The sequence below is a fragment of the Collinsella aerofaciens ATCC 25986 genome (assembly GCF_010509075.1).
Classification (GTDB): Bacteria; Actinomycetota; Coriobacteriia; order Coriobacteriales; family Coriobacteriaceae; genus Collinsella; species Collinsella aerofaciens.
This window is the reverse complement of the sequence record NZ_CP048433.1, coordinates 1,719,396-1,738,139: the sequence shown is the minus strand read 5'-3', so window position 1 is coordinate 1,738,139 and position 18,744 is coordinate 1,719,396. Positions and strand designations below refer to the sequence as shown.

Below are 18,744 nucleotides of genomic sequence, written 5' to 3'. Positions count from 1 at the left end.
CTCTACAAGGCCACCAGATGCGATTTAAGGCTCTTTTTTGCCTTGCACGCCCTTGGCCCACTCGGCACTGGCTCTCATGGCGTTCTCGAGGGCCTCGCGCAGTTTTTGGTCTTCGATGGGCGCCACTTGGCGCTCAATCTCGGTGCGCTCGGCATCGCTGAGGTCGGCGTGTGGGGCCGGCGGGCGCTCGGTCGCCGCTGGGCGAAGGCGCTCCTTGGCGGCGGGCGGCGTGTGACCGGGCGCGGTGGTTTTGAACACCAGGCCATCCACATGCGCACCGGCGCGCTCCATGCGCGCGCGGATGATCTCGCGCAACAACGTCATTTCCTGCGTCCACGAGGGCGAGTCGAGATATACCAGCAGCTCATTGGACTCGGGCAGGTAGCGCAGGCCCGTCACATGCCGCCCCTCGCGCGTGCCCGAGCACACCGCGTTCCACGCGCGATAGACCGCGCGCGACTCCTCGGCGGCCTCCATCTGCGCACGGCGCTCAGGGGTCGCAGCCGCCAGGATGCGCTGGCGCTCTGCGTTCAAAAAGCCACTGAAGGCGACCGTTTCGCTCTCGCGCTCGTAATTAGCACGTCTCACCCATGCTCACCACCTTGGCTCGATCAAGCAGGTCATCGGTAAAGTACCCCAGGTTGGTCGTGGTTATGACCGTCTGGATATCATCGCCGATCAGCCGCAGGAAAGCACCGCGGCGTTCGCCGTCGAGTTCGCTCATCACGTCGTCCAAAAGCAGCAGTGGGGCGGTGCCCAGGACATCGCGAGCCACGGCCACCTCCGCCACCTTCCAGGCCAGAACCAACGTTCGCTGCTGACCTTGGCTGGCAAATGAACGGGCGGAGCGACCCGCCACAGCAAACTCAATCTCGTCGCGATGCGGTCCCACCAACGTCACGCCGCGGCGAATTTCCTCGTCGGCGTGCTCATCAAGGGCAGCCAGCATGCGCTCGTACGCCCAGCCCTTCAGCTCTTCGCGATCATCGACCTGGGGCAAATCCCCCAGCGTGGACGCATAGGACACGTTGGCGGCTTCACCGGACGCCACTTGCCCGTAGGCAGTACGCACATGGCCCGCCAGCCGGTCGAGCAGGGCCAACCGGTGCACGAGCAGAGCCGCGCCCGCGCGGGCAATCGAATCGTTCCACGCGCCGAGCATCTCGCGGCAGCACCAGGCCTCCTTGAGCAAGGCGTTACGCTGGGTCACGCAGCGACCATAGGTGCTCGCAAGATCGGCATAGCGTGCGCTCAGTTGCATGCCAAAGTCGTCGAGGGCGGCGCGGCGCACACTGGCGCCTCGCTTAACCATGTCCAGATGGTCGGGGCAAAACAGCACGCTCGGCAGAACCCCGCGCACACCGGCGGCAGAGCATCTCTTGCCGTTGCGGCTAAACGAGCGTTTACCGTCCTCCGCGCTCAATCCCATATCAAGCACGCGGCCGTCGCCCTCGAGCCTCAGCTCGACCTTGCACGAGCCCACGCCGTCATGGACGAGCTCGGCTGCGGTCGGATGCCTAAACGAGGCGCCGCTCGTCAGCAGCTGCAGCGCCTCTATGAGATTGGTCTTTCCCGCCGCGTTGGGTCCCGCAAGTATCGTCACGCCCTCGTCCAGGGCAAGGCGATAGCTATCGAAGCTGCGGTAGTGCGCGACGGAAAGATCGCGGGCGAACATGGTCATAGGGCAGTTGCTAGATGCGGACCGGCATGACCAGGTACAGGTAGTTGATCTTGTCGTAGGACTTGAAGATGCCCGCCTGCGAGTAGCTCTTGAGCTCCAGCGTGATCTCCTTCTCCTTGGACAGGGCATTGAGGCACCCGAAGATGTAGTGGTAGTTGAAGGCGATGGTGCCCGACTCGCCCTCGGCCTCGACATCGATCGTCTCCTGCGCAAGGTCCTGGTCATTGGAAATGGAGGACAGGCCCATCTGCCCGTTCTCGACATCGATCTCGAACTTGACGGCGGGGTTGGCGCTCGCGATAACGGCCACGCGCTTGAGGGCGGCGTTAAAGGCGGCGACGTCGATCTTGACGCTCGTCACGCACGAATCGGGGATGAGCTGCTTGTAGTTGGGGTACACGCCCTCGATGCGGCGCGACACGTAGGTGGTGTTGCCGGCCTCAAAGACGACCTGGGTGTCGGTAGCCCCGATCATGATGGTCGCCTGGCTGGCCATGATGTTCAGCGCGTCGTTAAAGGCGTCGGCCGGAACGTTGAGCTCAAAGGAGCCTTCGAGGGTCGAGGTCTCGACCTGCGTATCGCACACGGCCAAACGGAAGGAATCGGTCGCCACCAGGCGCACGGTGTTGTTCTCGACTTTCATGTGCACACCGCCCAGGATGGGGCGAGCCTTGTCGGTCGAGGTGACGCGCCATACGCGCCCGACCATTTCGGACAAGATATCAGTCGGCAGCTCCACGGCACTCTCGATGGCATAGGCCGGAAACTCGGGAAAGTCATTGGCATCGAGCGTGTTCAGGCGGAAAGAGCTCTTCTCGCAACTGATCAGCACCTGGCGCTCGGACAGCTCAAAGGTGACCGGGGCATCGGGGAGGGTCTTAGTGATATTGGAGAGCATCTTACAGGGGATAACCATCTCGCCCTCTTCTTCGACATGCGCCGCGATGCGATGACGGATCGAGATGGTGTAGTTAGAGGTCTGGAATTCCAAGATGCCGTCTTGGGCCTTAACGAGCACGCCCGACAGGATGGGGAGGGTGGATGCCGAAGCGACACCCTTCATAACGACGCCGATGGCTTGTGTAAGCGAGCTCTGGCTGACGGTGAACTTCATCTTCTAATACCTTTCTATAGATATAAATATCTTAATAATAGTAATAGCACTGACGAAACTGTTGATTACTCACAAAGACGCAGGTCAGACCCAAAAAGAGAATCGACAGCAACCTGTGTGCAACAGGGGTGGTTTTCCACGTTCAAAACCTGCGCAAAACTTTTCATCACCGCGGGTTGGGTTTTAGACACCTTATGCCCGTGGTTTCGACAAGTTTTCAACAGGTGTCTCTATTTTCCTACGAGCGCAGTGTAATTTTATCGCGCAGCGACTTAAGGTCTTCGGTGACGGTGCGGTCTTCCTGGATCATCTTCTGGACCTTTTTGTAGCTCGTGCTGACGGTCGAGTGGTTGCGGTTGCCAAATTCGGCGCCCACCGCCGTGGTCGTCATCTCGCACATCTCGATGGCCAGGTAGATAGCGATATGGCGTGCTTTGGCGATATTGGCGTTGCGACGCGGGCCGATGAGCTCCTCGTGCGTTACGCCGTACTGCTCTTCGATGACGGACTGAACCGTCTGGACGTTGATCTTTTTGGCCGATGTGTCGAAGTACTGGCTGGCGATGGCATCGATATCGTCAAAGGTGAGCTCCCCGCCCTCGCGTTCGCGGTCGCCCGCCTCGCCGGCGCAGCGCTCGCAAAAGCTCTCGAGTTCGCGGATGTTGGTGCCCGAGACCTCGGCCATGTGTTTAAAGTGCTCGTCGGTCAGGTGCCCGCCGTCGCCCCCGTAGGCCGCCAGCAGCGAGTCGTCGCCTGCCTCGGGAGCGGCGACGATAGTGTTCTCGTAATAGCGCTGCAAGATCTTGTATTTCATCTCGTAGCTGGGCTCTGCGACCAGGCAGAGCATTCCGGCGTTGAAGCGGCTGGTCAGACGCTCGTCCATGCTCAGGTCCTTGGGGGCGCGGTCTGCCGCGATGACGACCTTCTTGTTGTTGCGGATGAACTCGTCCATGAGCTGGAAAAAGTAGTCCACGCTTGCGCGCTTGCCGATGATGTTTTGGATGTCATCGATGATGAGCACGTCCACGCCGTGGTACGCCTGCATGATGGGGGCGTTGCTCTTCTTTTGGCGGTCGAACTCGGTCATCAGGTCGTCCAGATATGCCTGGGAGTTGGCATACTTGACCTTGATCTCGGGCGACTTCTCGGCGAGCTCGTTTTTGATGGCAAGCAGTAGGTGCGTCTTGCCCAGGCCCGATTTGCCGTAGATGAACAGCGATGTGCATGTGCCGCGCTCGTCCGCGAGGGCGGCAAACTTGAGTGCCGAGCGATAGGCATGGCTGTTCTCGGGGCCGTAGACAAAGTTCTCAAAGGTAAATTTTGAGTTCGCGGCGAGCGGGGCTCCATCCGTATTCTGCTCGGCCGGCACGGTCGGTGCTGGCACGGGTGAAGCGGGGGCCGCAGCTTGCGTGGATTTAGCCGGCGCTCCGCCCTTCATCTGGTTCATCATGCGACGAAAATCATCGGCCGAGAGCGTGTTCTTGATTGCAATGCCCGAATCCGCGCTCGCCGCTGCGTCGTGAGCGATTGGCATGTGCGTGACGGGTGCGTTCGCTGGCGTCGCCGCCGCGGTCGGCAACGGTGCCATGGTTTCACGGGAAACATCGCTGTGCTGGTGCTCGATTGTCGGCACGTCGCCTGCGGAGGCCGACACCGCCGGGGAAGCAGCGGGAGCCGCGGCGGCCGCCGTCGCGGCAGCGGATTCCGTCGCGGCGCCTTGCGGTGCCACGATGTCGAGCGCAATCGGTGCAAAGGCGATTTCTTCCAGATAGGCCTCAATAGTCGGCTGATGCTTTTTGAGCTGCGCGATGGCAAAGCGCGAGGGGGCCTCGATCGTGAGCGTATCTTCGGTCAGGCTTATGGCGCGCGATTGCCCCAGCATGTTGATGAGGCGTGCATCTTGGCCGTCGCGCTGACAAAAGGCGATGGCATCCCCCAGGATGATGCTTGCTTCCTCGTCCACTGTCTCTCCCGTTCTTTAGCTCTGAGCTCGCACGCGAGCGGCGCCGAGTTCGGTCAGATGGTATTTCTGGCCATGCTTGATGACCAAGCCGGCCTGCGCCAAGTCATTGAGCGTGCGTGACCAAGTGGGGGCCGAGTTTCCAAACGCCCTCGCCAGATCGGTTGCACCGCACGCTTGATTTTGCGCCAGATAGCCTAGCGCGGCGTTGCCGCGATCGCTTACGAACACGTCCGGTTGTGGCTGCGCATACTGATTTGCTGCATTAGGATACATCATTTGAGCTGCTGGTTGTTGAGAACTCTGCATCGGCGGCATTTGCTGTTGAAAACTTTGAGGCCACTGTTGGTAAGGCTGCGGAGGCATCTGCTGGGCCCAAGGGTTGTACTGCTGCTGCGGCATCTGCTGGTACGGCTGCTGATATCCCTGCTGGTACTGCTGCGGGAACTGCTGGCCATACCCCAGTGGCGACATCTGCTGATATGGATATCCCTGTTGGTACGGCTGATAGCCCATTTGCTGGCCACCCGGCGCCCCCGTCGCCTGCTGCATTGCTGCTGCATCCTGATCAGCCAGCGGCATGGCCTCTGGCATGTTTGGCGGCATCGACATAGATGCCGCCTGGGGTTCTTGTGTAGGAGGCATTCCGGGCTGCTGCATCTGTCCCACGGTGGGCTGCATCTGCTGCGCTGCCATGGGCTGCTGCGCAAAAGCTCCCGGCAGGGGATATGTGGGCTGCTCCGTCTCGGGCCGCACGGCAGCGCCGCGTCCGCCGGCACGCTCGATTTCCTGCACGCGTTTAGGGTTCAGACTTACCGTAACCACGGTGCCGTTGCCCATGTTGTCCTCGATGGATACGGCACCGCCGGCGTTTTCCAAATACTCCTGCACCATGGGAAACCCTGCTCCGGTTCCACGGATATAGCGCTTCATCTTGCTGTTTGCGCTGGTAACGCCAAAGTCGAAAGCACGTTCCTTGTCGTCGATGCCGGGTCCTTGGTCAGCAAAGCGGATGGTGTCTCCGCCGTCCAGAATCGAGATGATGGGCTCGGCAAAGTGTGCGTGGATAAAGTTTTCGACAATCTCGCGGATGACCATGAGCGAGATATGGCCACCTTGTTCTTTCATGCACTGGTAGACGGTGTTGGTCGTCTCTTCCAAATACGTGCGGACATCTTGCGGATCAATGACGATCACCCGCGGTGTCGACAGCATGTCGTCATAGACGGCGATGCGCGCGGCGTACATGGCTTTTGGCGCCTGCGTGGTCGTCTGCTCGCCTTCCGCACGCTCTTCGCGCACGCCGGTGATGTGCTCGTTGTCGGGTGCCGGGTCTCCGGAATCGACCATGGTGTAAAAGTCGTCAGACATGCCGCTCGCAATCTTTCAAAAGGTTTCGAACAAATAGTAGCTCACCGTGCAACGTTTCTCATCTTTCGACAACTTTTCAAAACTTGTTGAAAACTTTGGAAAACGGGCGAAAAGTTCTCAACATTGCCAACATGACCTGTTGAAAACTCGATGAAATATCGTGAAAGGTTGCCGTGAGGCGCAAATTTCGGTTGTGCTTATGGGGGAACCGTGTGAACTGCGCAACCTTTTACCTTTGATTTCTTGACATTTGAACATTGATTTCCCTACAATCTTCAAGCTCACGTGTCTATATCTGCGTCCGCGTCCCCGCGGACACTCGAAATGCAGCAGGAGGAACTTAAGATGAAGCGTACGTATCAGCCTAATAAGCGTAAGCGTGCCAAGACCCATGGCTTCCGTGCCCGTATGGCTACTAAGGGTGGTCGTGCCGTGCTCGCCCGTCGTCGCGCCAAGGGCCGCAAGCGTCTCACTGTCTAGCAGCGATACACACATCTCGCATGAAGACTATTAAGTCTCGGCAAGATTTCGAGCATGTGTTCAGTCAGGGGCGTCGTTTCAATCACCCTCTGATTCGAATGACCATATGTGAATCGGTTGGCGAAGGCGACTCCGGAAGGGTCGCCTTCGTTGGTGCTAAGCGACTCGGTTGTGCCGTCGTGCGCAACCGATCTAAGCGTGTGATGCGCGAGGCCGCCCGCAGCTGCGGATTTCCCGTTGCGGGTTATGACATCATCTTGTTTGCAACTCCCAAGACGAGGGTTTCCTCGCCGCAGGAGATGGACAAGGCGTTGCGTTCGCTTATGAAGCGCGCCGGCGTTGCCGGGGAGGAGCGATGAGCAATCACGTTTTGCGACGTGTTGCCATCGCTCCTATTCGCATATATCAACAGGTTATTTCGCCCTTATTGCCTGACGCCTGCATTTATTACCCAACGTGCTCGCAATACGCCATCCAGGCGATTGAGAAGCACGGTGTTTTGAGAGGCTGCTGGCTTGCCGTGAGGCGCATCGCTCGCTGCAATCCCCTGCACGTCGGCGGTTATGACCCTGTGCCCTAGCGGGCACTCGCTATCGGAGGAAAACTTACATGTGGGATTGGATCGTTAACATCCTTTTCGAGCTGCTCAAGCTCATCCAGACCTTTGCGGTCGACTGGGGCCTGTCCATCATCATCCTGGTGGTCATCATCCGTCTGCTGCTGACGCCGCTTATGCTCAAGTCGACCAAGTCGACGGCTCGCATGCAGGTGCTGCAGCCCAAGATGCTCGAGATCCAGGAGCGCTATGCCGACGATCCCCAGCGTCAGGCCGAGGAGATGCAGAAGTTCTACAGCGAGAACAAGTTCAACCCCATGGCTGGCTGTCTGCCGCTGCTGATTCAGATGCCTATCCTGTTCGCCCTGTTTACATTGCTGCGCAACCTGCCGCAGTACTTTAACGACGGCACGTTCTCGTTCTTCAACATCCTGCCCGACCTGACCACCACGCCGAGCGCTTCCTTTGCCGATGGCTTTATGGTTGCACTGCCTGCGCTGGTTTGCCTGATCCTGTTTGCCGTCCTGACCCTGATTCCGCAGCTCTATATGTCGCGCAACCAGACCGGCCAGCAGGCTCAGAGCATGCGTATGATGGCCGTTGTCATGACGGTCATGATGCTTTGGATGGGCTGGAGCCTTCCCGTTGGTGTTCTGCTGTACTACGACGTCTCGTCTGCTTGGCAGGTTATCCAGCAGATTTTTGTGACGCAGAAGGTCATCGACAAGGCGAAGGCCGATGAGGAGGAGCGTCTTAAGAACGCTCCGCTGCAGGTTGAGGTCACTCGTCGCGAGAAGAAGCCGCGCCCGCACAAGAAGAAGTAGTGGGATATCAATCTTATTTAGGTACCTAACTTTTGGAGTACGTTATGTCTGAAGAGATCATCGAGGATATGCTTGAGGAGGTTGCCCCGCAGGTCGCGGGCGATTATCCCGAGATTGCACAGCGCTACAAGGCTGGTGAAGAGCTGACCGATGAGGAGCTCGACACCATTGCCGATGTTGCGATTTCCATCCTGCGTTCCATCCTTTCGCACTTCGATGCCGCCAACTCTCCTATCGATGAGTATGAGGGCGACGAGGGTGAGCTGATTTTGGATGTAACGGCTCCCGACCTTGCTGTTCTCATTGGCCGTCATGGTCGCACTCTTGATGCTCTTCAGGTTATGTTCTCTTTGCTGGTGAGCCGCAAGCTTGGCTTTAGGTATCCGGTTGTAGTGGACGTCGAGGGATACAAGAGTCGCCGTCAGGATAAGGTCGCCTCCATGGCTCAGTCTGCTGCCGAGCGTGCCATCCGCACTCATAAGAGTGTTTCGCTTCCGCCCATGAATGCCTACGAGCGCCGACTGGTTCACATTGCACTTCGTGGCAACGATGCAGTCGATACTCATTCTGAGGGTTCTGACCCTGATCGCCATGTGGTGATTGTTGCTCGATAATCTACTCGAGCTTATGCTAGGGGGACGTGGTTTCCACGTCCCCTTTTTTTGTCAAAAGTTCTCGATACGCTGATTTTTGTCAGAAAGGAGCTTCTGTTGTTTGTACTTACCGATCAGCAGGCTGACGAGATGTTGAGTCGCCTAACTTCCTATTGCAAAGAATATTCCTTGAGCGTAACTGATATTGAGCTGAGGAAATGTATCCAGCATTTGGATTTGGTTCTAGAAACAAATAAGACAACCAATCTCACCCGTATTCTTAACGTAGAAGATGCTGCCGTACTTCATATCCTCGACTCACTTGTTTTGCTCCCCTATATCAATAAGGCTCCTGAGGGAGCTTTGCTCGATATGGGAACAGGTGCGGGCTTCCCTGGTATTCCATTAACCATAACCACGCATCGTAAAGCTACTTATATTGACTCTGTTGGCAAGAAGGTTGATGCGGTTAATTCCTTTGTCCATGCTCTTGGATTGAAACATGCTCATGCGGTTCATGATCGTCTTGAAGAATATGCTCGAAGCCATAAGAAGCAGTTCTCCGTTGTAACCGCCCGCGCACTGGCCCCTCTACCGATTCTTGTTGAGTATGCGGCTCCGTACCTGAGGGATGGAGGGCTATTTGTTATAACCAAGGGCAATCCTTCGGATGAGGAGCTTGCTTCCGGCATGTCAGCAGCTAAGATTTGCGGCTTCACTTTGCTTCTGAATGATGCAATTGATTTGCCTGAAGGCTTGGGTCACAGGGAGTTCATTGTTCTTAAGAAGAGTCATCCAGCATCCGTTTCATTGCCTCGTGCAAATGGCGTGGCAAAGAAGAATCCGCTTGCCTAGATGTTTCACGTGAAACATAATGGATACTAACAGCTTGCAGTGTTTCACGTGAAACATAGCAGTTGCTATCGATTCGGAATGTTTCACGTGAAACATCCTCCGTTTGACAGCTTTAATACACACCAGGAGGGACCGTGGGATTTCGCGACGTTAAGCGTTCTAAGAGCGCAAAAGACACGCGTATCATTGCAATCATCAATCAAAAAGGCGGCGTCGGTAAGTCAACGACGGCTGTAAACCTTGCAGCAGCACTGGGTGAGCAGGGTCGTAAGACACTGATTGTCGATTTTGATCCGCAGGGAAACAGCACCAGTGGATTCGGAATTGAAAAAGAAGACCTTGATCACTGCATCTATGATGCATTGTTGAATGATGTGCCGGCAGAATCGCTTGTTCTTGATACAAATTGCAAAAAGGTATTCGTAATTCCGGCTACAATTCAGCTTGCAGGCGCGGAAATTGAGCTCGTAAGCGCAATTGCTCGTGAAACCCGTCTCAAAGATTTGCTTGAGCCGATTCAGGACGAGTTCGATTTTATTTTCATTGACTGTCCTCCTTCGCTCGGCCTGCTTACTATCAACGCCTTGACCGCAGCAGACAGCGTTTTGATTCCGATCCAGTGCGAATATTATGCACTCGAGGGTGTTACAAAGCTGCTTGAGTCAATGAAGATGGTCAAATCACGTCTGAACAAGGGCTTAGACACCTATGGAGTGCTTATGACCATGTATGACTCGCGTACTTCACTATCGAATCAGGTTGTTGAGGAGGTTCAATCGTACTTTGGTGATAAGGCGTTTAAGACGCTAATCCCCCGTACGGTTAAAATCTCCGAAGCTCCGTCTTTTGGAGAACCGGTAATTACCTATGCACCTCAAAATAAGGGTGCAAAAGCATATATGAACCTTGCAAAAGAGGTGATCAAGCGTGCCTAGTGTAAAGAAACGTGGCGGATTGGGACGTGGACTCAATGCTTTGGTCTCAGAGGCCGAGTATGAGACCAGCGGTTCGGCTGCATCGGCTTCAAATGCCGCATCTGAAACAAAACTACCTATTGAGGATATCGTTCCCAACCCTAATCAGCCGCGAATTCACTTTAACGAAACTGAACTTCGCGAGTTGAGCGAGTCAATCCAAGAACATGGCGTTTTGCAGCCGCTTTTGGTTCGCAAGCATGGAAACGGCTATGAGATCATCGCTGGTGAGCGTCGTTACCAGGCGTCAAAGCTTGCTGGCCTTGAAGAATTGCCAGTCATCATTAAAGAGGTAAATGATGAAGAGATGCTGGCTCTAGCTCTTATCGAAAACCTTCAGCGTTCTGATCTGAATCCCGTCGAAGAGGCTAAGGGCTATCGCCAACTCATTGATGCCAGCGGGATGACCCAGGAGGCATTGTCGAAGGCGGTAAGCAAGTCACGCTCTGCAATTACAAACTCGCTGCGTCTTCTCGATCTCCCCGAAGTAGTTCAGCAGATGATTTTTGAGGGCAAACTTACTGCTGGTCATGCACGTGCGATTCTTGCAGTTCCCTATGAGGACGCGCGTATTCGACTTGCAGAGAAAGTTGTTACAGAGGGCCTTTCCGTAAGAGCGACAGAAAATCTTGCTCCGTTGTTTTCTGCCGGAGAAACACCTAAGACGCCGAGGCCTGCAACGCCTCAGTCTTTTAAAAAGGCTGCCCGCGTGCTTCGTCAGGTTTTTAATACCAACGTGCGTGTGAAGAGCTCGCGTGGAAAGAATAAGATTGAGATTGAGTTTAAAGACGAGGAAGAGCTCTCTCGTATTCTTGGCGAAATGATTCAGTTTGATCAAGGAGGCCAAGATGAGGAATAAGATTTTAACAGCGATTGCATTGGTGACGACTGTCGCGGCTGGTGCCTTTGCTGGCTATAGGATCGCGACAGACGATGAACTTCGAGGTCGTTTGCTTCGTAGCGCGCAAGATATCGTCGATACTTCCAAAAAGAAAATGGATGTTATGACAGAAGATGTTGCCATGCGTACTGCTCAGGTAACGAAGAATCCCAAGATTAATCAAGGTTGGGTCAGCAACCAATGGGAAAATGTAGGCTATTAGGTACCTAACAATTACTCAGCATATTTTGAGGGGTCCTTGTCTGATTCATGAGACAAGGACCCCCTTATTTTGGCCGTAAAAATGGGACAGGTAGCAGCTGATTCAAAATTAAGGTCAATAAATGAAACGACCCCGGTTGCATATTCTGTAACCGGGGTCGTTCGATGTTTCACATGAAACGTTTTGGGATGCGACTCCCCTATGCGTTCTTCTGAACTTTGAAGCGCTGCTTCAGCTGTCCGCAAGCGGCGTCAATATCGTTACCACGGGAGTTACGAATCGTGGTCTCGATGCCACGGGACTCAAGACGACGCTGAAGATCCTCAACCTTATGAATAGGCGACGGCTTGAGCGGGCTACCCTCGATGTCGTTAAGCTGAATGAGGTTAACGTGGCACAGCGTTCCCTCGCAGAAGTCGCAGAGCGCCTGCATTTCGGGATTCGTATCGTTGACGCCTTCGATCATGGCATACTCATAGGTCGGGCGGCGGCCGGTCTTCTCGGTGTAGAGCTGAAGCGCTTCGTGAAGGCGAAACAGCGTGTACTTCTTAACACCGGGCATGAGCTTATTGCGCGTCGACTGGATGGCGGAATGCAGGGAAACGGCAAGCGTGAACTGCTCGGGGATGTCGGCAAATTTGCGAATACCGGGAATAACGCCGCTGGTAGAGACGGTGAGGTGACGAGCGCCGATACCGATGCCATCGGGGTCGTTGAGGATTCGCAGCGCCTTGAGAACCTCGTCGTAGTTGGCAAACGGCTCGCCCTGGCCCATGAAGACAACGCTCGTGGCGCGCTCGCCAAAGTCGTTGGATACATGAAGTACCTGGTCGACGATCTCTTGAGCGGTCAGAGAGCGCTTGAGGCCGTTGAGACCGGTAGCGCAAAAGGCACAGCCCATGCCACAGCCTGCCTGGGTGGAAACGCAGACGGAAAGCTTGTTACGACGGGGCATGCCGACGGTCTCGACGGAAACGCCGTCGTGGTACTCGAGCAGATACTTGCGAGAGCCATCTTTGGAAACCTGCTTGGTGAGTTCAGTCGGCGTGTCAAAGGCAAAAGCCTCTTTAAGCTGCTCGCGGAAAGCCTTGGGAAGGTTGGTCATATCGTCAAACGAACAAACGTTCTTCTCAAAGACCCATTCGATGAGCTGCTTCGCGCGGAAGGCGGGCTGGCCAAGCTCGGCCACGAGCTCGCGAATATCGTTTTGGCTCAAGTCGCGAATGTCCTGAGATTTAGTCCTGGGATTCATGGAAGCCTTTCGATTTTGGGGAAACGTAGAGGGTATCGCTACAATATGGTATCAGCTGCAGAAATTATAGAGGAGGAGTCTGCCCATGCCGGGTAAAAGCCTAGAGAACATGCACGTAGCGGTCTTGGCGGGCGGTCATTCCGCTGAGCGCGAGATCTCGCTCAATTCGGGAAAGAACGTCGTGGTTGCCTTGAAGGAGGCCGGCTACACTTCGGTGGAGCTGATCGACACGGCTGCCGATGATTTTATGGTAACCATGGCGACCGGCGGCTTTGACGTGGCGTTTATCGCCATGCACGGTGCCGGCGGCGAGGATGGCGCCATGCAGGGCGCCATGGAGACCCTGGGTATCCCCTACACGGCCTCGGGCGTGCTTGCCAGCGCCTGCGGTGCCGACAAGGAGGTCTCTAAGCTCCTGTACGCCAAGGCGGGCATTCCCATTGCCCCCGGCCTCGCGCTCGAGGTGGGCGATGAAGTCGATATCGATCATATCGTCGAGGTTTGTGGCGAGCGCTGCTTTGTGAAGCCGGCCGTCAACGGTTCCAGCTATGGCATTTCCCTGGTCCATGAGCCCTCCGAGCTGCCCGCGGCAATCGCCAAGGCGTTTGCGTACGGCGACAAAGTGCTGGTCGAGAAGTGCATCGAGGGTACCGAGATCACCGTCGGTGTGTACGGCGAGGACGACGTGCGCGCTCTGCCGATTGTCGAGATTCGCAAACCCGAGGACTGCGAGTTCTACGATCTGGACGTGAAATATGTCGACCCTACGGACATCCATCGCATTCCGGCGCAGATTTCACCCGAGAATTACGCTCGCGCTCAGGAGCTTGCCTGTGCTGCTCACAAGGCCCTCGGTTGCCTGGGTATCTCGCGCAGCGACTTTATCGTGAGTGAGGACGGCCCCGTTATCCTCGAGACCAATACCATTCCCGGCATGACCGATACGTCGCTGTATCCGGACGAGATCCGCCACACCGACGACATGACGTTCCCGCAGGTCTGTGACAGCCTGATTCGTATGGGCCTTCGTCGAGCGGGCATTGCATGCTAATCGAGGACGCGGTTTCGTCAGGAACGCCGCAGTTTGTCATCGACTCCTATGCCACGCTTGCCGAACGCGCCAAAACGCAGTCCTTCGGCCTTATCGAGGAAGATGTGATTGTCCTCGATACCGAGACCACAGGTCTTTCGGTGCAGGACAATGAGCTGATCGAGATCTCGGCGGCCCGTCTTTCGGGCCGCGAGGTCGTCGACCGCTTCGATACCTTCGTGCATCCCAAGCAGCTGATTCCCGCCGAGATCACCGAGCTCACGAGCATTACAAATGCCGATGTGGCAGATGCCCCGTCGGCCGTTGAGGCCGTAGCCGCTCTCGCCGATTTTGTCGGTGGTTGCCCGGTAATCGCACATAACGCCACGTTCGACCGCTCGTTTATCGAGTCGGTCAAAGGCGGCGTCAACGTGAGCGATATCTGGATCGATTCGCTGGCGCTGTCGCGCATCGCGCTTCCGCGCCTGGCATCGCACAAGTTGTCTTTTATGGCCGATCTGTTTGGCTGTGACTCGGTATCACACCGTGCCAATGCCGACGTCGACGCCCTGTGTGGCGTATGGCGCGTGTTGCTCGTGGCGCTCACCGACTTGCCTCAGGGCCTCATGGCGCGCCTAGCCGACATGCATCCGGATGTGCCTTGGTCCTATCGTCCTATCTTCTCATTCTTGGCAGGGCAGAACCCTGGTTCTATCTTCTCTCTCAGCGCCGCTCGTGCTGACGTTCTCAAGGCCGATCGCGCCGACGATCGGGTGGACGCCGACGAACTGCCGGTCCTCAAGATGCCGAGTCGTGAGGAGATTGAGGCAGACTATGCGCCAGGTGGCCTGGTCAATCGCATGTATCCCACCTACGAGCCGCGTGATGAGCAGATCGCGATGGCGCTCGAGGTCCGCGATGCGCTGGTCACGGGCACTCATCGTGTAATTGAGGCGGGCACGGGCGTCGGCAAATCGATGGCCTATCTGGTGCCTTTTGCCGAGGCAGCGCGCCGTAACAACATCACGGTTGGTATTGCGACCAAATCGAACAATCTTGCCGACCAGCTCATGTACCATGAGCTGCCAAAACTTGCCGAGCAACTGGACGGTGGTCTGTCATTTTGCGCTCTCAAGGGGTATGACCACTATCCATGCCTGCGCAAGCTTGAGCGCATGAGCCGCGGCCAGGTCGAGATTACCACCAAGCGCGATCCGGCGGACACGCTCACGGCGGTCGCGGTCATTATGGCGTACGTCTGCCAATCAGCCGATGGCGACCTCGACTCGCTCGGCATTCGGTGGCGCAGCGTCAACCGCCCCGACTTTACGACGGCCTCGCGCGAGTGTGCTCGTCGCCTCTGCCCGTTTTTCCCTGATAAATGTTTGGTCCACGGCGCTCGCCGTCGTGCAGCGCATGCCGACGTGGTGGTCACCAACCATTCCCTGCTGTTCCGCAATGTCGCGGCCGAGGGCAGGATTTTACCTCCGATTCGTCATTGGGTAATCGACGAGGCCCATTCCATCGAGCGCGAGGCGCGCCGTCAGTGGGCGCGCGTGGTGTCGGCGGACGAATCACGCGTTCTGTTTGAGCGCCTGGGTGGCTCGAGCACCGGTGCACTAAGCCAGGTCTCCCGTGATTTGGCAACCTCCGAGGGCTCTACGCTCTATCTGGGCCTTACTGCCAAGGCGACGTCGACGGTTGCGCGCGCGAGCATGGCAATCGCCGACGTGTTCGATGGCGTTCGCGAGCTCGGCCGCCGTGCCCGTGGGGGTTATGACAATGCCAATCTATGGATTGGCCCCGAGCTGCGCGAATCTGACGACTGGCATGATTTCTTACCGTCGGCCTACGCTGCCATCGACGTATTGGAACAGGCTGACAAGAGCGTCGACGCGCTGGTGCAAGCCGTCGCCGCCGATAAGCCCGAGGTTGTTGTCGACCTGGGTGATATCTCGCGCCGCCTGCACGAGCTGGCCGAGAACCTCAAACTCATCATTGATGGCACCGATGAACACTACGTGTATTCGCTGCAGGTCAATCGCAGGCTGCGTGCCGGCGGAGAGTCAATGACCGCAGAGCGCATCGACATTGGCGAGGCCTTGGCAACCGAGTGGCTGCCCGAGGTTCACACGGCTATCTTTGCCTCGGCGACCATGACGGTGTCCAAAAGCTTCGAACACTTTAACCACGCGGTCGGCCTCGATCGCATCGGCGCTTCAACATCCTCATCGCTGCACTTGGACTCGAGCTACGACTTCGATTCGAACATGGCTGTAGTCGTTGCGGGCGATATCCCCGATCCGCGCGATCGCGAGAGCTATCTTACGGCGCTCGAGCGCGTGCTGTTCGACGCCCATCTTGCCATGGGCGGATCGGTGCTCACACTGTTCACCAATCGGCGCGACATGGAAGACCTGTACGCCCGCGTTGAGCCCAAGATGGCCCGTGCGGGTCTGGAGCTCAACTGCCAGCAGCGCAACTCATCTCCTCGTCGCCTGCGCGATCGGTTTATCAACGAGCCGACTTCATCGCTTTTTGCGCTTAAGGCCTTCTGGGAGGGGTTCGACGCCAGCGGCGAGACGCTGCGCTGCGTCATCATTCCCAAGCTGCCGTTCTCGAGTCCCACGGACCCGCTCTCGTGCGAGCGCAACCTGCGCGAAGACCGCGCTTGGGCGCGCTATTCGCTGCCCGAGGCGGTGCTCGAGGTCAAGCAGGCGGCCGGCCGCCTTATCCGCTCGTCGACCGATTGCGGCGTGCTGATTCTGGCCGACCCGCGCCTGGTGACGAAGGGCTACGGAAAGAAGTTCTTAACGTCGCTGCCCACGAGCTCCTACCAGCGCATCGAATCGGCGCAGATCGGGCACTATCTGCAACTGTGGCGCGCACGCCACGAGCGGCGGCGCTAAAGCGGACAGACGAGGGTTTTTGCCATATCGAACAGGCGCTTTGACAGGGCGGGGTCATCCAAGATGCGGATGGCTCCGCCCGCTTCGATTACCTGGCTCAGTAGCCAACGCTCGGAGCCGTAATGCACAGTTACCGTTGCCATGTCTGCCCCGCCGCGCTCGATTAGGGTGATGCCGGCCCAGTCCAGATGCTCCGCCATATCGAATGGCATCAAGAGCTTTGCGCTGCGCTGCGTCCGGGCAAGGGAATCGTGGAGGGATGCGACGTCCGGTGTGTGAGGCACGACGGAGTCTTCCGTCAAGGCGAGTCCCTCGATTTTATCCATGCGATAGGTGCGCTGCTCATCGACTGTGATGTCCCAGGCAATCAGGTATGTTTGGTCGCCGTTTGCCGTAATGCGCAAGGGGTCGACCAGACGCTCGCGTGGCCGTGCATCGTCCATCGAGCGATATGAGATGCGGCAGCGAACGCCGTCCTGAATGGCACAGCTCAGCTGCTGCCAGTGCGACCCGTGGTTGACGGTGTCAAAGACGCGCTGGTTATAGCCGAGCTCTTCGGGTAGAAGGGCGTGTCGAATCCGAGCTGCCGTCTGCGGCTCGATCCCCAACGATTCAAGTTCGTGGTTGAGCACAGCGCCCTCGGCTGCACTCAAGCGCAACGGTAGCACACGCCCGGCGTCACCAGTGAGGACCACACGCTCGCCGTGGCATTCGCAGATGATGCGCGCACCAGATTCTCGGTCCGCGAGCGTCGAGACGATCTCGAGAATCTCGTCGAGCGATACTCCCGTGATGTCAAAGCGGCCGCAAATCTCGGTTCGTGTCATGCCGCTCTCGCCGGCGGCGTAGAGGGCCTCCATGATGTCGATGCCGCGCGAGAGTCTCTGCTCGCTGGTGAGTTTACGCACGGGCATACTCGTGCACCGTCCTTTCAATGAGGTGGTTCCACGCCTGCTTGAGCGATTTGGGGGCCATGGGCCTCATGCCGTCCATGGCGTGGGCCATGCAAAATGAGGCGGCGGCTTCAAGGTCGCGCACGTCAACGGTCCAGATCCATCCCGCATCGGTGTGTGTGAGCTCACCTCGCCCGCGCGTGAGGCCGTTGATCATATCGATCTGCGTCTGAGGGGCGAACGAGAACGTGGCTGCAACGGGCGGTCGGTCGGCGAAATCGAATTCAAAGAACAGATAGTCGTTGAGATTGAAGTCCGCAGGGATGGCGTAGGCCTTCGAAGGACGCCATGCGCGAACGATACGGTCGCAGCGGAATGTCCTGATGTCGTCGGTGACATTGTCGAGGCCGCAGAAGTACGCCACGCCCTCGCGTTCGAACATGCCGTAGACACAGACGGTACGTTCTTTCTGCTCGCCGCGTCCGTTCTGATATAAAAATCGCAGCGCGCATCGCTCGGCAAAGGCACTCCATACCGCATCGACGGTGGGAGAGCGGCGGATCGGTACTTCGTCCACCGTCGTCCTGCCGGTGAGGTAGGCAATTTTGGAGCGAATATCGGCAAGCGGCGCGGCAAAGGTGGAAGAGCCGGCCGCTAGCGTCTGGTCGATGGCGTTGAGTAGGATATCGGCGTCGTCTGCGGTGATGAGGCCGCCTGCAGCAAACGTGTGCTCGCGGTCGATTGTCCACGAGCTTTCCTCGGTCTCCTGCGCACCGGCGGGGCGAACCTCCTTGATTAAGATGCCACGCTCGAGCAGTTTGTCACGATCGCGCCGAAACTTGCGCTTATCCGAGTCGATATTGCCCGAGCCATATCCCAGGTCAGAATCCAAGACGATCTGCTCGGTCGTCAGCGGTTCGGGGGAGCTGTTGAGCACAAAGAAAAGATTGAGGATGCGCTGAGCCGTTTTATCGAAACCGGGCTCCGAATTCCCCTTTTTAATTGTCGCGGTCGCGTCGCTTGCCGTCATAGAGTCCTCGCATGAGAAGGTGGTTTGCTGCCATGATTTTAGTCCGATATGGAGATTAGGCTATATCCTTGTCCGCTCGAGGCGTTAAGATGGCCCGAATTCGGTCGTTTGCGCTCGCT

At 57.2% G+C, this 18,744-nt stretch carries 19 protein-coding genes; 11 read left to right on the top strand and 8 right to left on the bottom strand.

The features are described from left to right. Nucleotides 1-24 precede the first annotated feature (24 nt). The 5 genes from GXM19_RS07840 to GXM19_RS07820 all read right to left on the bottom strand — a co-directional run bounded on the left by GXM19_RS07840 (nt 25) and on the right by GXM19_RS07820 (nt 6,126). Nucleotides 25-588, bottom strand: coding sequence for a DciA family protein (locus GXM19_RS07840; protein WP_050766185.1), 564 nt, complete (start codon nt 586-588; stop codon nt 25-27). Continuing rightward, nucleotides 575-1,681, bottom strand: a complete 1,107-nt coding sequence (gene recF, locus GXM19_RS07835; RefSeq protein WP_006236184.1) for a DNA replication/repair protein RecF — start codon at nt 1,679-1,681, stop codon at nt 575-577. Before recF ends, GXM19_RS07840 begins: the two co-directional genes overlap by 14 nt. A gap of 10 nt (nt 1,682-1,691) precedes the next feature. After that, nucleotides 1,692-2,795, bottom strand: a complete 1,104-nt coding sequence (gene dnaN, locus GXM19_RS07830) for a DNA polymerase III subunit beta (RefSeq protein WP_006236186.1) — start codon at nt 2,793-2,795, stop codon at nt 1,692-1,694. Between the two features lie 238 nt (nt 2,796-3,033). Beyond that, nucleotides 3,034-4,758: a DnaA ATPase domain-containing protein gene (locus GXM19_RS07825; protein ID WP_040360018.1), complete on the bottom strand. Its 1,725-nt coding sequence runs from the start codon at nt 4,756-4,758 to the stop codon at nt 3,034-3,036. Nucleotides 4,759-4,773: 15 nt separating this feature from the next. After that, nucleotides 4,774-6,126, bottom strand: a complete 1,353-nt coding sequence (locus GXM19_RS07820) for an ATP-binding protein (RefSeq protein WP_006236189.1) — start codon at nt 6,124-6,126, stop codon at nt 4,774-4,776. A gap of 345 nt (nt 6,127-6,471) precedes the next feature. On the opposite strand from GXM19_RS07820, the gene rpmH reads away from it, so the two are divergent. The 9 genes from rpmH (at nt 6,472) to GXM19_RS07775 (ending at nt 11,511) form a co-directional block, all read left to right on the top strand. After that, entirely contained in the window at nt 6,472-6,606 is a 135-nt protein-coding gene (gene rpmH / locus GXM19_RS07815; protein WP_019127408.1) for a 50S ribosomal protein L34, read from the top strand. A gap of 20 nt (nt 6,607-6,626) precedes the next feature. Continuing rightward, complete coding sequence (gene rnpA / locus GXM19_RS07810) at nt 6,627-6,965, top strand: ribonuclease P protein component (protein ID WP_006236191.1); 339 nt, start codon at nt 6,627-6,629, stop codon at nt 6,963-6,965. After that, nucleotides 6,962-7,186, top strand: a complete 225-nt coding sequence (gene yidD, locus GXM19_RS07805) for a membrane protein insertion efficiency factor YidD (protein ID WP_082222962.1) — start codon at nt 6,962-6,964, stop codon at nt 7,184-7,186. The genes rnpA and yidD overlap by 4 nt, the downstream gene beginning before the upstream one ends. A gap of 29 nt (nt 7,187-7,215) precedes the next feature. After that, complete coding sequence (locus tag GXM19_RS07800) at nt 7,216-7,986, top strand: YidC/Oxa1 family membrane protein insertase (RefSeq protein WP_006236192.1); 771 nt, start codon at nt 7,216-7,218, stop codon at nt 7,984-7,986. Between the two features lie 44 nt (nt 7,987-8,030). Next, a complete protein-coding gene (locus tag GXM19_RS07795; protein WP_022093802.1) occupies nt 8,031-8,600 on the top strand; it encodes a Jag family protein in 570 nt (189 codons plus the stop codon). Nucleotides 8,601-8,696: 96 nt separating this feature from the next. Next, on the top strand, nt 8,697-9,434 hold the full coding sequence (rsmG, locus tag GXM19_RS07790; RefSeq protein ID WP_239057609.1) for a 16S rRNA (guanine(527)-N(7))-methyltransferase RsmG: 738 nt from the start codon (nt 8,697-8,699) through the stop codon (nt 9,432-9,434). Between the two features lie 134 nt (nt 9,435-9,568). Further along, nucleotides 9,569-10,369 carry a ParA family protein gene (locus GXM19_RS07785; RefSeq protein ID WP_022093800.1) on the top strand — a complete coding sequence of 267 codons (801 nt, stop codon included), beginning with the start codon at nt 9,569-9,571 and terminating at the stop codon, nt 10,367-10,369. Next, nucleotides 10,362-11,267, top strand: coding sequence for a ParB/RepB/Spo0J family partition protein (locus GXM19_RS07780; protein WP_172544928.1), 906 nt, complete (start codon nt 10,362-10,364; stop codon nt 11,265-11,267). The genes GXM19_RS07785 and GXM19_RS07780 overlap by 8 nt, the downstream gene beginning before the upstream one ends. Further along, a complete protein-coding gene (locus GXM19_RS07775) occupies nt 11,257-11,511 on the top strand; it encodes a hypothetical protein (RefSeq protein WP_006236197.1) in 255 nt (84 codons plus the stop codon). The genes GXM19_RS07780 and GXM19_RS07775 overlap by 11 nt, the downstream gene beginning before the upstream one ends. Nucleotides 11,512-11,710: 199 nt before the next feature. Here the strand turns inward: GXM19_RS07775 and rlmN are convergent, their stop codons facing one another. Beyond that, entirely contained in the window at nt 11,711-12,763 is a 1,053-nt protein-coding gene (gene rlmN / locus GXM19_RS07770; protein ID WP_006236198.1) for a dual-specificity RNA methyltransferase RlmN, read from the bottom strand. A gap of 85 nt (nt 12,764-12,848) precedes the next feature. Here rlmN and GXM19_RS07765 point away from each other — a divergent pair, with 85 nt between their 5' ends. Together GXM19_RS07765 and GXM19_RS07760 are read left to right on the top strand one after the other, a co-directional pair. Then, nucleotides 12,849-13,814 (top strand): D-alanine--D-alanine ligase family protein, encoded by a 966-nt coding sequence (locus GXM19_RS07765; RefSeq protein WP_006236199.1) that lies wholly within the window; start codon nt 12,849-12,851, stop codon nt 13,812-13,814. Next, nucleotides 13,808-16,702 (top strand): helicase C-terminal domain-containing protein, encoded by a 2,895-nt coding sequence (locus GXM19_RS07760; protein ID WP_006236200.1) that lies wholly within the window; start codon nt 13,808-13,810, stop codon nt 16,700-16,702. The genes GXM19_RS07765 and GXM19_RS07760 overlap by 7 nt, the downstream gene beginning before the upstream one ends. Here GXM19_RS07760 and GXM19_RS07755 read toward each other — a convergent pair. Then, on the bottom strand, nt 16,699-17,616 hold the full coding sequence (locus tag GXM19_RS07755) for a helix-turn-helix transcriptional regulator (protein WP_006236201.1): 918 nt from the start codon (nt 17,614-17,616) through the stop codon (nt 16,699-16,701). The genes GXM19_RS07760 and GXM19_RS07755 overlap by 4 nt on opposite strands. Beyond that, complete coding sequence (locus GXM19_RS07750; RefSeq protein WP_006236202.1) at nt 17,603-18,625, bottom strand: helix-turn-helix transcriptional regulator; 1,023 nt, start codon at nt 18,623-18,625, stop codon at nt 17,603-17,605. The genes GXM19_RS07755 and GXM19_RS07750 overlap by 14 nt, the downstream gene beginning before the upstream one ends. Between the last annotated feature and the right edge of the window lie 119 nt (nt 18,626-18,744).

Bases quoted from the DNA above. Each gene is read 5' to 3' on its own strand.
- rlmN (WP_006236198.1), bottom strand. From the start codon at position 12,763: ATGAATCCCAGGACTAAATCTCAGGACATTCGCGACTTGAGCCAAAAC.
- GXM19_RS07755 (WP_006236201.1), bottom strand. From the start codon at position 17,616: ATGCCCGTGCGTAAACTCACCAGCGAGCAGAGACTCTCGCGCGGCATC.
- yidD (WP_082222962.1), top strand. From the start codon at position 6,962: ATGAGCAATCACGTTTTGCGACGTGTTGCCATCGCTCCTATTCGCATA.
- recF (WP_006236184.1), bottom strand. From the start codon at position 1,681: ATGACCATGTTCGCCCGCGATCTTTCCGTCGCGCACTACCGCAGCTTC.
- rnpA (WP_006236191.1), top strand. From the start codon at position 6,627: ATGAAGACTATTAAGTCTCGGCAAGATTTCGAGCATGTGTTCAGTCAG.
- GXM19_RS07765 (WP_006236199.1), top strand. From the start codon at position 12,849: ATGCCGGGTAAAAGCCTAGAGAACATGCACGTAGCGGTCTTGGCGGGC.
- GXM19_RS07800 (WP_006236192.1), top strand. From the start codon at position 7,216: ATGTGGGATTGGATCGTTAACATCCTTTTCGAGCTGCTCAAGCTCATC.
- GXM19_RS07760 (WP_006236200.1), top strand. From the start codon at position 13,808: ATGCTAATCGAGGACGCGGTTTCGTCAGGAACGCCGCAGTTTGTCATC.
- rpmH (WP_019127408.1), top strand. From the start codon at position 6,472: ATGAAGCGTACGTATCAGCCTAATAAGCGTAAGCGTGCCAAGACCCAT.
- GXM19_RS07750 (WP_006236202.1), bottom strand. From the start codon at position 18,625: ATGACGGCAAGCGACGCGACCGCGACAATTAAAAAGGGGAATTCGGAG.
- GXM19_RS07795 (WP_022093802.1), top strand. From the start codon at position 8,031: ATGTCTGAAGAGATCATCGAGGATATGCTTGAGGAGGTTGCCCCGCAG.
- GXM19_RS07820 (WP_006236189.1), bottom strand. From the start codon at position 6,126: ATGTCTGACGACTTTTACACCATGGTCGATTCCGGAGACCCGGCACCC.
- dnaN (WP_006236186.1), bottom strand. From the start codon at position 2,795: ATGAAGTTCACCGTCAGCCAGAGCTCGCTTACACAAGCCATCGGCGTC.
- GXM19_RS07775 (WP_006236197.1), top strand. From the start codon at position 11,257: ATGAGGAATAAGATTTTAACAGCGATTGCATTGGTGACGACTGTCGCG.